Consider the following 13,487-nt stretch of genomic DNA (forward strand, 5'->3'; position numbering starts at 1 on the left):
AATGCAAAACCTAAAATCAACCTTACCTCTAATTCTTCTATTTTTCACCCTAACATTTTATGCCCAAGAAGTAACCGTTTTGGATGCAGATACTGGAGTGCCAGTGGACAACATTGCGATTTTCAACAAAGATCAGAGTAAGACTACGGTAACAGATTTCAATGGAAAAAGTGAACTCGATATTTTTTCGTCTGATGAAAAAATCACTTTTAAACACATTAGTTATGAAACCTATATCACTACCAAAAATCAAATAGAAAGGCGCGGCAACCGAGTTTATCTCCACCTAAAAACAGAAGAACTTCAAGAAGTAGTGATGTCCGTCTCCAAATGGGAGCAGCAGAAAAAACACATCCCTCAAAAAATTGAAACTTTTGATGCCCGTAGTATAGCGTTTGCAAACCCCCAAACCTCCGCAGACCTTTTGCAGCATAGCGGAAAAGTATTTGTGCAAAAAAGTCAATTGGGTGGCGGCAGCCCCATGATCAGGGGGTTTGCCACCAACAGAATACTATTGTCCGTAGATGGAGTTCGAATGAACAATGCCATATTCCGAGGCGGAAACCTTCAAAATGTGATATCCATTGACCCGTTCACCATCAAAAAAACAGAGGTGACCTTTGGTCCGGGTTCGGTAATCTACGGTAGTGATGCCATTGGAGGTGTAATGAATTTTTACACACAAAAGCCACGTTTTTCTTTTACAGATAGCCTCGCTTTTTCTGCAAATGTGAACTACCGATATTCGACCGCCAATAATGAGAACACCGCCCACATTGATTTTAATTTTGGAAAGCAAAAGTGGGCATCCTACACCAGCTTTACCTACAACAATTTTGATGATCTGAAGATGGGCAAGCACGGGCCTGAATCCTATTTGCGAAACAATTATGTGGTTCGTGAGAACGGAACCGATGTTTTGGTTGCGAATGATGAACCTAAAAAACAAGTGGGTTCAGGATACGACCAGGTCAATCTGCTACAAAAGTTCACCTATAAACCCAATAGCACTTGGAACTACGATTTGGGATTGTATTATTCCGAAACATCGGATTTTCCAAGGTATGACAGATTGATTCGTCCAACCAACGATGGTGAGGGGCTTCGTTCGGCAGAATGGTACTATGGCCCACAAAAATGGTTCATGGGAAATTTTCAAATCACCCAAAAAGGAAAAAACAAATTCTATGACGGGGTAAAACTGACCACGGCCTATCAATTTTTTGAAGAAAGTAGGCACGACAGGGGCTTTCAAGACCCTGAACTTTATTCAACCAGGGAGAAAGTAGATGCCCTATCCGTAAACTTGGATTTTGAAAACAAGAAAATAGGAAACTTGCATTTGTATTATGGCGCCGAGTATGTTTTCAACAAGGTCGATTCCAAAGGAAGCATGCAAAATATTGAAACGGATGAAGTAGCGGAAACAGCTTCAAGATATCCCGATGGTTCCACATGGCAAACCTTGGCCGGGTATATAAATGGAGAGTATCAATTAAAGCCTAACCTTACTTTATTATCGGGAATCCGGTATAGCCAAGTTTGGGTAGATGCTATTTTCGATACCACCTATTACCCCTTTCCTTTTGATGAGGCAGATATTGTAACCGGAGCCCTTACCGGAAGTTTGGGGCTTAGCTGGTTCCCAAGGTCCGATTTACAGGTCACTTTGAACGGATCTACCGGGTTTAGAGCACCCAATATTGATGATATCGGAAAAATATTTGACTCCGAACCTGGCTCGGTAGTAGTGCCCAACCCCGATTTGGAACCCGAATATGCCTACAATGGCGAGCTGGGGCTCAGAAAAAACTTTAATGATGTTTTGGTTTTAAAAGGTGCCACTTACTACACTTACTTGGTCGATGCTTTAGTGCGAAGAGATTTCACCTTCGGTGGGCAAACCGAAATTGAGTACAATGGAGAACCAAGCAATGTGCAGGCAATACAAAATGCAGCCAAGGCCTATGTGTATGGTTTTGAGTTTGGATTGGAAGCCTATTTTAACGAACATCTTTCCTTAAACACCAATTTAACCTTAACAAAAGGAATTGAAGAGGACGATGATGGAACCGATAGCCCATCCCGCCACGCCGCGCCCACTTTTGGCGATGTACATTTGATTTGGGAAAATCAAAAGTTAAAAGCAGATGTATTCGTCAACTATAACGGAGAGGTAAGTAACGATGATTTGGCGATTTCCGAACAGGGCAAAACCTATATGTATGCGAGCGATGCCAACGGGAACCCCTATTCGCCATCATGGTACACTTTAAATTTTAGGTCGCAATATCAAATAACCAATGCTTTAAAGGCATCTGTGAGTCTGGAAAACATGACAAACCAAAGATACCGAATGTACTCATCCGGTATAACCGCCCCGGGAACCAATTTGGTTGTAGGATTAGGGTATGCGTTTTAAAGATAAAGGCTCGGAAATTTCCGAGCCTCCTTTTTTTGTTGAGATTTCGTCTTGAGTTAGCATAAAGCTAGATGCTATCAATAGCTTTTTTCGCAGCTTCTTTTACATCTTCGCCAGCCTCTTTTGCAGCATCTATGGTTTCTTCACCAGCTTTTTTAATGCTGTCCAGGGCCTTTTCGCCCATTTCTTTGGCATCTTCGCCAGCTTCTTTCATGGCGTCGGAAGCATCTTCGGCGGCCTTCTCTAAATCCTCACCAGCCTCCTCCAAGCTTTTTGCAGCTTCTTCCGAAGCCTCCTCGGTTTTGTCCTTAGTGTCCCTACAAGAAGTCATAACAGACATGGACAAGGTCAGTGCCATTGCGGCAATTAGTACTTTTTTCATGATATATATGGTTAAGTGTTAATGAGGAATCAATATAAGGAAATTTATGTTAAGAATTGATTTGGTGCTTATCATATTTAGGTTAAGGGAATTAAGTGAATTCTAATGCAAAAAGGGAGGGTGTAATTCCATCTAAATTTATAATTTTGCAAACTTGAATTCTAGTAGAAGAAGCAGTATATGAAGTTTGCGGAACATAAGGGATTGGATTTGCCAAAAGTATCTGAAGAAATTCTTGACTTTTGGAAGGACAAACAGATTTTTGAAAAGAGCGTTTCCACGAGGGAAGGCAAGGAGAGCTACGTGTTTTACGAAGGCCCACCGTCCGCAAACGGAATGCCGGGGATTCATCACGTGATGGCACGTACCATTAAGGATATATTCCCAAGGTACAAAACCATGAAAGGGTTTCAGGTTAAAAGAAAAGCGGGATGGGACACCCACGGCCTACCTGTGGAAATCGGAGTGGAAAAGGAACTGGGCATCACCAAAGAGGATATTGGAAAGAAAATATCGGTAGAAGAGTACAACGCAGCTTGTAAAAAAGCGGTAATGCGTTACACGGACGTTTGGAACGAGATGACCGAAAAAGTAGGGTATTGGGTGGATATGGATGATCCGTACATCACCTACAAGCCCAAGTACATGGAGTCCGTTTGGTGGTTGCTCAAACAGATTTACAACAAAGGGCTTATCTATAAAGGCTACACCATACAGCCATATTCGCCAAAGGCGGGTACGGGATTAAGTTCCCACGAATTGAATCAACCCGGAACATATCAAGATGTGACGGATACCACGGTAACGGCCCAGTTCAAGGCCAAAACCGATTCACTTCCAGAATTTTTGAAGAAAGTTGATGGGGATATTTACTTTTTGGCATGGACGACCACGCCTTGGACGCTTCCATCGAATACGGCATTGACCGTTGGGCCAAAAATTGATTATGTCCTTGTAAAATCATACAACCAATATACATTCGAGCCAATCAATGTGGTAGTGGCCAAAAACTTGGTGAACTATAACTTTTCTGGAAAGTTTACCCAAGTGGAGACTGAGGAAGAACTGAAATCATTCAAGGAAGGTGACAAAAAGATTCCATATTTTGTAGGCGAAACTTTTGTGGGCAAGGATTTGGTAGGCATCCGGTACGAGCAGTTGATTGATTATGTGCAACCTTACCAAAATCCTGAGAATGCCTTCAGAATAATTTCCGGAGATTTTGTAACCACCGAAGATGGTACGGGAATTGTGCATACCGCGCCCACCTTTGGTGCGGATGATGCTTTGGTGGCAAAACAGGCCACACCAGAAGTGCCTCCGATGCTGGTCTTGGACGAAAATGACAATCCAGTTCCGTTGGTGGACCTGCAAGGGAGATTTAGACCTGAATTGAAAGAGTTTGGCGGCAAATATGTAAAGAACGAATACTATGATGAGGGCGAAGTGCCCGAAAAGTCTGTTGATGTTGAGATTGCCATCAAACTAAAAACAGAAAATAAGGCCTTTAAGGTTGAAAAATACGTGCACAGCTATCCGAACTGCTGGCGTACGGACAAACCCATTCTATATTATCCGTTGAACTCCTGGTTTATCAAAGTAACGGATGTAAAAGACCGTATGTTCGAGCTAAACCAGACCATCAACTGGAAACCAAAATCCACTGGCGAAGGTCGTTTTGGAAACTGGTTGGCCAATGCGAACGACTGGAACCTATCCCGATCACGATACTGGGGTATTCCACTGCCCATTTGGCGCACCGAAGATGGCAAGGAGGAACTAATGATTGGTTCCGTGGAAGAATTGAAATCAGAAATGGCCAAAGCCGTTGAGGCGGGTGTGTTGGAGAAAGATGTTTTTGAGGATTTTGTAGTGGGTGATATGAGCGAGTCCAACTACGATAAAATCGACCTGCATAAAAATATAGTGGATGGCATCACTTTGGTTTCCCCATCCGGACAGCCCATGAAGCGCGAAGCAGACCTTATCGATGTTTGGTTTGATAGTGGTTCCATGCCCTACGCCCAATGGCACTATCCTTTTGAGAACAAGGAACTCATTGATGACGGAATTGCATTTCCGGCCAATTTTATCGCTGAAGGTGTGGATCAGACCCGAGGTTGGTTCTATACCCTGCATGCAATCGCCACCATGGTTTTTGATAGCATTGCCTACAAAAATGTAGTCTCCAACGGGCTTGTTTTGGATAAGGAAGGCAAAAAAATGTCCAAACGATTGGGCAATGCGGTAGATCCTTTTGAGGTGTTGCCAGAGCACGGCCCGGACGCTACACGTTGGTACATGATCTCCAACGCCAACCCTTGGGACAATCTTAAGTTTGATATTGAAGGCGTTGCTGAGGTAAAGAGAAAGTTCTTTGGAACGCTCTACAACACCTACTCCTTTATGGCACTTTATGCCAACATTGATGAATTTGATTATTCCGAGGCTGATATTCCGTTGAAGGAGAGGCCAGAAATAGACCAATGGATCTTGTCCGAACTCCATACCTTGATCAAAAATGTGGACGAAGCCTACGGTGATTACGAAGCTACCCGTGCTGCCAGGATGATTTCCGATTACGTTCAGGAGAATTTGAGCAACTGGTATGTTCGTTTGAGCAGAAGACGTTTCTGGAAAGGCGATTACCAACAGGATAAAATTTCGGCTTACCAGACCCTTTACACTTGCTTGTCCACAGTAGCCAAACTATCGGCCCCTATTGCTCCTTTCTTTATGGATCAATTGTACCGGGATTTGGATGCGACGACTAAAAAAGATGGTTTTGAGAGTGTACATTTAGCAGAATTCCCTGTTTTTGATGCCAATATGGTGAACAAGGACTTGGAGCGTAAAATGCAGTTGGCCCAAAAAATTTCATCTTTGGTACTCTCCATCCGTCAGAAGGAGAAAATAAAGGTACGCCAACCGCTTCAAAAAATCATGATTCCAGTTTTGGATGATGAGCAAAGGAGTGATATTGAAGCCGTTTCCAATTTGGTGAAATCCGAAGTAAATGTGAAGGAAATCGAGATGTTGGACGATGCTTCAGGAGTTCTTGTAAAACAAATAAAACCCAACTTTAAGGTTTTGGGCCCAAAATTTGGTAAGGATATGAAAGCAATTGCTGCCGGAGTATCAAAATTGGGCCAAGAGGACATACAAAAAATGGAACGCGAGGGAGAATTATTGCTACAGTTGGAAAATAAAACCGTTAATTTACAGTTAACCGATGTAGATATTAGTTCTCAAGATATTGAAGGTTGGTTAGTTGCTAGTTCCGGTCCATTGACCGTAGCGCTGGATGTTACTATAGATGAAACCTTAAGAAAAGAAGGTATTGCGAGAGAGCTAGTGAACCGAATCCAGAATCTTCGAAAGGAATCAGGGTTTGAGGTGACTGATAAAATTGATATTAAGATATTGAAGGACGGCTTTGTGGAGAATGCGGTTTCCAGTAACGAGGATTACATCAAAACGGAAACTTTGACCGCTGAGCTCAACTTTGAAGAAAAACTTGAAGAAGGTATAGCAATTGCCTTTGATGAAGTGAATACAAAATTGTTTATTCAAAAACATTAGAAAATGGCAGAAGATTCAACAGTAAGATATTCCGACAAGGACCTTGCAGAATTCAGGGCTTTGATAGAGGAAAAAATAGAGAAGGCCAAGAAACACTTGGAACTTTTAAAGAGCTCCTACATGAACGATGGTAACAACGGTACAGATGATACTTCACCAACGTTTAAAGCATTTGAGGAAGGCTCTGAGACCATGAGCAAGGAAGCGAACACCCAATTGGCCATCCGTCAGGAGAAGTTTATCCGCGACCTTAAAAATGCGCTGTTAAGAATTGAGAACAAGACATACGGTGTTTGCAGGGTTACCGGAAAGCTCATCAACAAGGAGCGATTAAAGCTTGTGCCCCATGCTACTTTGAGCATTGAGGCGAAGAACATGCAGAAGTAATTGAAACGCCTTCGGGCGTTTTTTATTTATGAGGGCACTATTGTTTTTGTTCGTTTTTTTTACGCTCGTGCATGTTCACGGGCAAAAATTGGTAAGGAAAGCCTTTATTGGTCCGCGAACAGCAACCATTCAAATTGATGCCCAATATTGCTACCGAATTGATTTAAAGACCACATCGTCCGATGAGGTCCAAGTCGCTGCAAGTATGGAGGGGGAATATGCTAAAGATTTATTGATATCCATTGAGCAAAGTGGGATCACCGCTATGATAAGCGCTGGCTTTCAACCCCTTTTTATAAACCCCAACGACAAACTCAGTGCGCACAAAGTTGTTTCCATAGCTTTGGAAATTAGTGTTCCCGAATATAAAAGTGTGGATGTATTTGGAACCAATACCAATTTGTATGTCTCGGGTAAATATGAAGATTTGAACGTTACCTTGTCCGATGGGCGCTGTACCTTGGAGAATGTTTCCGAATCTGTTAAGGTAACCACCCAAAAAGGGGATATTATGGTAACTGCACCGAGTGGAGATATTGTTGCGGAGAGCACTTACGGAAAAGTAGAGAAGGAAACAATACCCTTTGGTCACAATCAATTTGTTCTGAAGACGATAGAAGGAGACATCTTCTTAACCAAAACAAAATAATATCCATATTTTTGCAATCCTTTTAATAGAAGAATGAATTTAAAGAAGTCCCTTATTATCATCATTCTGATCCTATTGGTGGACCAGATCAGTAAAATCTATATCAAAACCAGTTTTATATTGGGTGAGGCGCATGAGGTTTTCAGTTGGTTCAAAATACTTTTTATTGAGAATGAAGGTGCTGCTTGGGGCACAAAATTGAGTGATTTACTGCCAATATCCGAGCCAGTGGGAAAACTGGTTTTGACGATATTCAGGATTTTTGCCGTTTTTGGAATTGGATATTGGTTGTGGGACATTATTAGAAAACAGTCACCCAAAACTTTGATTTTGGCGGTTTCCCTAATTTTTGCCGGAGCGGTAGGTAACATTATCGATTCTGTTTTCTACGGAATTATCTTTGATCATAGCAACGGACAAGTTGCTACGCTTTTTGCCGAAGAGCCTTATGGAAGTTTGTTTCACGGCAAAGTGGTGGACATGCTTTACTTTCCTTTGGTGGATACCACATGGCCAGATTGGGTTCCCTCATGGGGAGGTCAACGTTTTCGTTTTTTTGAGCCAGTGTTCAACATTGCCGATACCGCAATAAGTACAGGGGTAGGAATTTTGATCGTTTTCAATAAAAAAGCATTTCCAAAGGAGGAAGATAAGAAAGAGGCCGTTGCCGATCAGAATGTATAAACCTTTTTTGGGGTAACGCAATAGTCCAATTTTACGTCGTTTTCATGGACATCGGTAATTTGTTCATTTTCAGCTTCAAAAAACGATAAGCCAATTTTTATGGTTTCCTTGCGGCATTTGTTCAAAAAGGTATCGTAAAAGCCCTTTCCGTATCCCACCCGGTTGCCCAAGGAGTCAAAAGCCAATAAGGGTACAAAGACTACATCAATTTTATTTTCAGGGACTTCAATGCCATCCACAGGTTCGGGTACGCCCCAGGCACTTTTTTTTAAAGAAGTATTGTCGGTGAGCAAATAATTTTCCATGGAATTGCTGCTTACCACTTTGGGGACCACCACATTTTTATCCTTTCCTTGGAGAAGTGTTATCAAAGGCAAAGTGTCCACTTCGCTCTTTTCCTCTATGCTTAGAAATATATGGTAATAAAAAAAATCCCAGATAGGGATTTGGAGTATATTGTTGGCCATTGCCAAACTAAAATCAGAGGCTTGTTCAGAAGTAACTTCAGCTCTCAGATTTGTGTATTTTTTTCTAAGTTCACGTTTCAACATTTAACTGTTGAAGGTTTTGGGGTTGTTTTTGGGCAATGGAACATTATTCTCCCTTGTTGGTTGCAACGGAGAAAAATATTTTGAAGAAAAGCATCAAAATCAAGTACATTCCCAAAACGATAATATAGTTTTCCATTGGATTGTATTTATATGGTTAAATGTAAGTAAAACAATTGAAAATTTTACCATGAAATGCACTTTTTATCGACGAAATGCACAATTTTTAGCAACTGTTTAACAAACCAGACCCAATCCCAATTGTTAAATTGCATGGTTTCCTTAGTTTTTTTAGGGAAAAACCCTTGTTTGGGTTTGAGGAGGCAAAATTCTGATTATGTGTACTTTTTGATGCATGCTAAAGTGAGAACGGTCAAATATCAATGCAAAACGGGAATTGATCAAGTTTAACAATTATCACAGCAATTAAAATATAACTTTGTTATAAAGTCAAAAACAGTTCATTTTTAGAACTACTTATGTCCAAATCAGCATCTTTAGAAGTACAGTTAAGTTCGCTACCCAATAATCCTGGAGTTTATCAATTTTATGATGCCGATGGAAAGATTTTATATGTGGGCAAGGCCAAGAACCTTAAAAAAAGGGTTTCCTCGTATTTCAATAAAAAACAAGAGTATGGCAAAACCCGGGTACTGGTAAAGAAGATCCATTCCATTAAACATATTGTGGTGCCTACGGAGTCGGACGCCCTTTTGTTGGAGAACAATCTCATTAAAAAACTGTTGCCCAGATACAACGTTTTGCTCAAGGACGATAAATCCTATCCGTGGATCTGTATTAAAAACGAACGTTTTCCCAGAGTATTTTCCACACGAAAACTGATCAAGGACGGTTCCGAATACTTTGGCCCCTATACCAGTATGAAAACGGTGAGGACGCTTCTGGATCTGGTAAAGAGCCTGTACCCATTGCGTACCTGCAACTACGACCTTTCCGAAGAAAAGATCGGAGCAGGAAAATACAAAGTGTGCTTGGACTATCATTTGGGCAATTGTTTGGGGCCTTGCGAGGGACTTCAGAGCGAAAAAGAGTATCATGACCAGATAGAGGACATTAGACAAATCATAAAAGGAAACTTAAAAAACTCCATACAGACCTTTAAGCAGCAAATGAAGGATTTTGCCGAGAAAATGGAGTTTGAAAAGGCACAGCGTGTAAAGGACAAAATTGAAGTTCTGGAAAATTATCAGGCCAAATCCACCGTAGTGAACCCCAAGATCAACAATGTTGATGTGTTTTCGATTATTTCTGATGAGACCCATGCCTATGTCAACTTTTTACAGATTTCCCACGGAGCCATAATCAGGTCACATACTTTGGAAATAAAGAAGAAGCTTGATGAAACCGATGAAGAATTGCTCCAATTGGGCATAACCGAAATTCGACAGCGCTTCAACTCAAAATCCAAGGAAGTGTATTTGCCATTCCCTGTTACCGTGGATGAAGATGTAAAGGTGACCCTGCCCAAGTTGGGCGATAAACGCAGGATATTAGACCTGTCCGAACGTAATGCAAGATTTTACCGTCAAGATCGGTTGAAGCAAATCAAAATTACCGATCCAGATCGCCATACCAAACGCATCATGGCACAAATGAAGTCGGATTTAAGGCTTTCGGAGGAGCCACGACATATTGAGTGTTTTGATAATTCCAACATACAAGGTAGTAATCCCGTTGCGGCCTGTGTTGTTTTTAAGGACGGAAAACCCTCAAAAAAAGAATATCGTCACTTCAATATAAAAACCGTGGAGGGACCGGACGACTTTGCCAGTATGGAGGAAGTAGTATTTAGGAGGTACAAAAGGTTGCTCGAAGAAGAAGAATCCCTGCCCCAACTTATTGTGATAGATGGAGGAAAAGGGCAATTATCGTCGGCGTTAAAGAGTTTGGAAGTTTTGGGGCTACGTGGAAAAATAGCCATTATTGGCATTGCCAAGCGATTGGAAGAAATCTATTTTCCGGACGACCCGGTACCGTTGTATTTGGACAAAAGGTCGGAAACTTTAAAAATAATCCAACAGCTCCGAAACGAGGCACACCGGTTTGGGATTACCCATCACCGGAACAAAAGGAGTAAGGGTGCAATTAGTTCAGAATTGGTTAATATTGAGGGGATAGGAGAAAAAACCGCCCAGCAACTACTAAAAAGCTTTAAATCGGTAAAACGAATCAAAGAAGCGTCCCTGGAAACTTTAACAGCTTCCGTTGGGGTGTCCAAGGCAAAGAAGATTTATAAAACTTTTCATAAGTAAGCAATGCGAAAAAAACTAACAATCACAACACTTTTAATTGCTTTACTAGGTGTGGTGGGGATGGCCCAAAACACTACAGACAAAAAGTCGCCAAAAGTTGGGCTGGTACTAAGTGGAGGCGGCGCCAAGGGTTTGGCTCATATTGGCGCATTAAAGATTATTGAGGAAGCTGGTGTTAAAGTGGATTATATTGGCGGAACCAGTATGGGGGCCATTGTTGGGGCTTTGTACGCATCGGGCTACTCCGCCCAGCAATTGGATTCCATTTTTAGGAGTACCGATTTTACCGATTTGATACAGGACAATGTTCCCCGAAGTGCAAAAACATTTTACGAGAAAGAGGATTCCGAACGCTATGCCCTTTCCTTGCCCTTCGAAAATTTTAAGGTAACCTTCCCGCAAGCTATTTCTGGCGGACAGAACATATACAACCTATTGGTTCAGCTCTTGTACCATGTAAAGGATGTGCAGGATTTCAGAAAATTGCCTACACCTTTCTTGTGTGTGGCCACCAATGTAGAAACTGGGGAAGAGGTTCTTCTGGACAAAGGATATCTGCCCGAGGCCATTGTGGCAAGTGGGACATTCCCTTCACTTTTTGAACCTGCTGAGATCGATGGACAGATCTTAATCGATGGCGGCGTGGTGAACAACTACCCTATAAATCAAGTAAAGGCAATGGGGGCAGACATTATTATTGGGGTGGACGTGCAACACGATCTGGCCACAAGGGAATCACTTTCTTCGGCTACGGAAATATTGCTCCAGATCAACAATTATCGTACGGTAAACGATATGAAGAAAAAATCCAAGGAAACCGATTTGTATATCCGGCCGGACATTGACGAGTTTTCCGTTATTGCTTTTGATAAGGGCAAACAAATTGTTAAAAGCGGGGAGGCTGCGGCCCAAAATAAAATGGATGAGCTAAAACAAATAGCACAAAGTCAAAATGAGGCCCCAAAACCCCGTAAAAGAATAAAGATGGTGGACAGCTTAACCATTAACAGGATGATCATTAAAGGTAACGACCAGTACACCAGAGGATATATTAAAGGTAAGTTGAGGTTTAACCTGGCGGAGAAGATTTCGTTTGATGAGTTAAAGCAAGGAATGAGCAATCTTTCTGCAACGGGAAACTTTAAGGCAATCCGGTACGATCTTGTATCGAACGGTCTGGGTACGGACTTGATTCTAAAACTCAAGGAAAACCCCACCAAAATGTTCATTAAAATGTCCGCCCATTATGATGATCTATATAAAAGTGCGGCATTGATCAATCTCACCAAAAAGAATTTTTTAATGAAGGATGATGTGGCTTCCTTTGATTTTATATTGGGCGACCATATTAGGTACAACATGCAGTACTATTTGGATAAAGGCTATTACTGGAGCCTTGGGATAAATTCAAAATTGACCGATTTTGATGCTGAAACCGATTTTTCTTTGATTCAAGGCAACTTTAATGTTCCGAACGATCCCAATATCCAAAGAATCAATATAGATGTGACCGACCTTACCAACCAAGTGTATCTGCAAACCGTTCTCCAAGAAGAGTTTGCCTTTACCATTGGAGCAGAGCACAAATTCTTGAACTATAGTACCCGAACACTAAACCAAATAGATACAGATGGGGAGGTTGCAATGTCGGCATCCAACAAAAGGACTACTTTTGAAAACTCCAATTATTTTAGTGCCTATTCCCAAATAAAACTGGATACATACGATGATAAATACTTCCCTACCAAGGGTCTTTTGTTTGATGGAGACTTTCATTTTTACGCGTTCTCTTCCGATTACAACGATAATTTTAGCCAATTTGCTGTCGGGAAGGCAAAGTTAGGCGGCGTTGTCCCCATACTAAACGATTTGAGTCTGCAGTTGGAAGCTGATGGAGGCGTAAAACTGGGAACATCGCAGATAACCTCGTTTGATTTTATTTTGGGAGGTTTTGGCAACGACTTTGTAAACAATTTTGTGCCCTTCTTCGGTTACGATTTTCTTAGCTTGCCAGGCAATAGTTACGTTAAAGGATATGGCCGTTTGGATTACGAATTTACCTACAAGCACCACTTTTTGTTTTCTGCAAATTATGCCAATATCGCCGACGATCTTTTTAGAACAGGGGATTGGTTTAAAGAGCCAAATTTTTCGGGTTATGGGGTAGGCTATGGTTTCGAATCTTTTCTAGGACCGATTCAAGTATACTATTCTTGGTCTCCGGAGATTAGTGAAAGCAATATTTTCTTCAGTGTCGGGTATTGGTTCTAATATAAATCACTTGATCAATTAGGTTGATTCTCTTAATAATTTGTCAAAAAAACCGGTAAAATCAACCAATAATATAAGTGTTTAGTTAAAGTCCGTTAAAAACACTTTTTCCTACAAAAGCTTGCCGTATCTTTGACCCACATAAGGGGTGGTTCCCTTATAACTTTAAGTATTGGTTTTTCATAATTTAAAGTTTGGTTGGTTATTTAGGAAAAGCCCAGTCTCGAGACTGGGCTTTTTTTGTTTATACTATTTTGGAATAAGTTTTGTTTAAGTATATGTGAACAGC

9 protein-coding genes are annotated in these 13,487 nt (G+C 41.3%); 7 read left to right on the forward strand and 2 right to left on the reverse strand.

What is annotated here, in order from left to right; all coding sequences use genetic code 11:
• The first annotated feature begins 1 nt into the window (after window position 1).
• Window positions 2–2,422 (forward strand): TonB-dependent receptor, encoded by a 2,421-nt coding sequence (locus AC13CS_RS16400; RefSeq protein WP_482888889.1) that lies wholly within the window; start codon window positions 2–4, stop codon window positions 2,420–2,422.
• A 67-nt stretch (window positions 2,423–2,489) separates the two neighbouring features.
• Here the strand turns inward: AC13CS_RS16400 and AC13CS_RS16405 are convergent, their stop codons facing one another.
• Window positions 2,490–2,804 carry a hypothetical protein gene (locus AC13CS_RS16405; RefSeq protein ID WP_293165879.1) on the reverse strand — a complete coding sequence of 105 codons (315 nt, stop codon included), beginning with the start codon at window positions 2,802–2,804 and terminating at the stop codon, window positions 2,490–2,492.
• A 180-nt stretch (window positions 2,805–2,984) separates the two neighbouring features.
• Here AC13CS_RS16405 and ileS point away from each other — a divergent pair, with 180 nt between their 5' ends.
• From ileS to AC13CS_RS16425, 4 genes are all read left to right on the forward strand, one after another.
• Window positions 2,985–6,386 carry an isoleucine--tRNA ligase gene (ileS, locus tag AC13CS_RS16410; protein ID WP_293165877.1) on the forward strand — a complete coding sequence of 1,134 codons (3,402 nt, stop codon included), beginning with the start codon at window positions 2,985–2,987 and terminating at the stop codon, window positions 6,384–6,386.
• A 3-nt stretch (window positions 6,387–6,389) separates the two neighbouring features.
• Window positions 6,390–6,773, forward strand: a complete 384-nt coding sequence (locus AC13CS_RS16415; protein ID WP_014032448.1) for a TraR/DksA family transcriptional regulator — start codon at window positions 6,390–6,392, stop codon at window positions 6,771–6,773.
• A gap of 88 nt (window positions 6,774–6,861) precedes the next feature.
• The gene (locus AC13CS_RS16420; RefSeq protein ID WP_293165875.1) at window positions 6,862–7,422 is read left to right on the forward strand and encodes a hypothetical protein; all 561 of its coding nucleotides are present in this window, start codon (window positions 6,862–6,864) and stop codon (window positions 7,420–7,422) included.
• A gap of 33 nt (window positions 7,423–7,455) precedes the next feature.
• Complete coding sequence (locus tag AC13CS_RS16425) at window positions 7,456–8,106, forward strand: lipoprotein signal peptidase (protein ID WP_293165873.1); 651 nt, start codon at window positions 7,456–7,458, stop codon at window positions 8,104–8,106.
• Here the strand turns inward: AC13CS_RS16425 and AC13CS_RS16430 are convergent.
• Window positions 8,094–8,657 carry a 5-formyltetrahydrofolate cyclo-ligase gene (locus AC13CS_RS16430; RefSeq protein WP_293165871.1) on the reverse strand — a complete coding sequence of 188 codons (564 nt, stop codon included), beginning with the start codon at window positions 8,655–8,657 and terminating at the stop codon, window positions 8,094–8,096. The two genes, AC13CS_RS16425 and AC13CS_RS16430, sit on opposite strands and share 13 nt — an antisense overlap.
• A 476-nt stretch (window positions 8,658–9,133) precedes the next feature.
• On the opposite strand from AC13CS_RS16430, the gene uvrC reads away from it, so the two are divergent.
• Window positions 9,134–10,927, forward strand: a complete 1,794-nt coding sequence (uvrC, locus tag AC13CS_RS16435; protein ID WP_482888890.1) for an excinuclease ABC subunit UvrC — start codon at window positions 9,134–9,136, stop codon at window positions 10,925–10,927.
• Between the two features lie 3 nt (window positions 10,928–10,930).
• A complete protein-coding gene (locus tag AC13CS_RS16440) occupies window positions 10,931–13,198 on the forward strand; it encodes a patatin-like phospholipase family protein (RefSeq protein ID WP_482888891.1) in 2,268 nt (755 codons plus the stop codon).
• Window positions 13,199–13,487: the final 289 nt, after the last annotated feature.

This window comes from Flagellimonas sp. B-3 (genome assembly GCF_056857835.1).

Coding starts and splice junctions, on each gene's coding strand:
- AC13CS_RS16440 (WP_482888891.1), top strand. CDS start 10,931: ATGCGAAAAAAACTAACAATCACAACACTTTTAATTGCTTTACTAGGT.
- AC13CS_RS16430 (WP_293165871.1), bottom strand. CDS start 8,657: ATGTTGAAACGTGAACTTAGAAAAAAATACACAAATCTGAGAGCTGAA.
- ileS (WP_293165877.1), top strand. CDS start 2,985: ATGAAGTTTGCGGAACATAAGGGATTGGATTTGCCAAAAGTATCTGAA.
- AC13CS_RS16405 (WP_293165879.1), bottom strand. CDS start 2,804: ATGAAAAAAGTACTAATTGCCGCAATGGCACTGACCTTGTCCATGTCT.
- AC13CS_RS16415 (WP_014032448.1), top strand. CDS start 6,390: ATGGCAGAAGATTCAACAGTAAGATATTCCGACAAGGACCTTGCAGAA.
- AC13CS_RS16425 (WP_293165873.1), top strand. CDS start 7,456: ATGAATTTAAAGAAGTCCCTTATTATCATCATTCTGATCCTATTGGTG.
- AC13CS_RS16400 (WP_482888889.1), top strand. CDS start 2: ATGCAAAACCTAAAATCAACCTTACCTCTAATTCTTCTATTTTTCACC.
- uvrC (WP_482888890.1), top strand. CDS start 9,134: ATGTCCAAATCAGCATCTTTAGAAGTACAGTTAAGTTCGCTACCCAAT.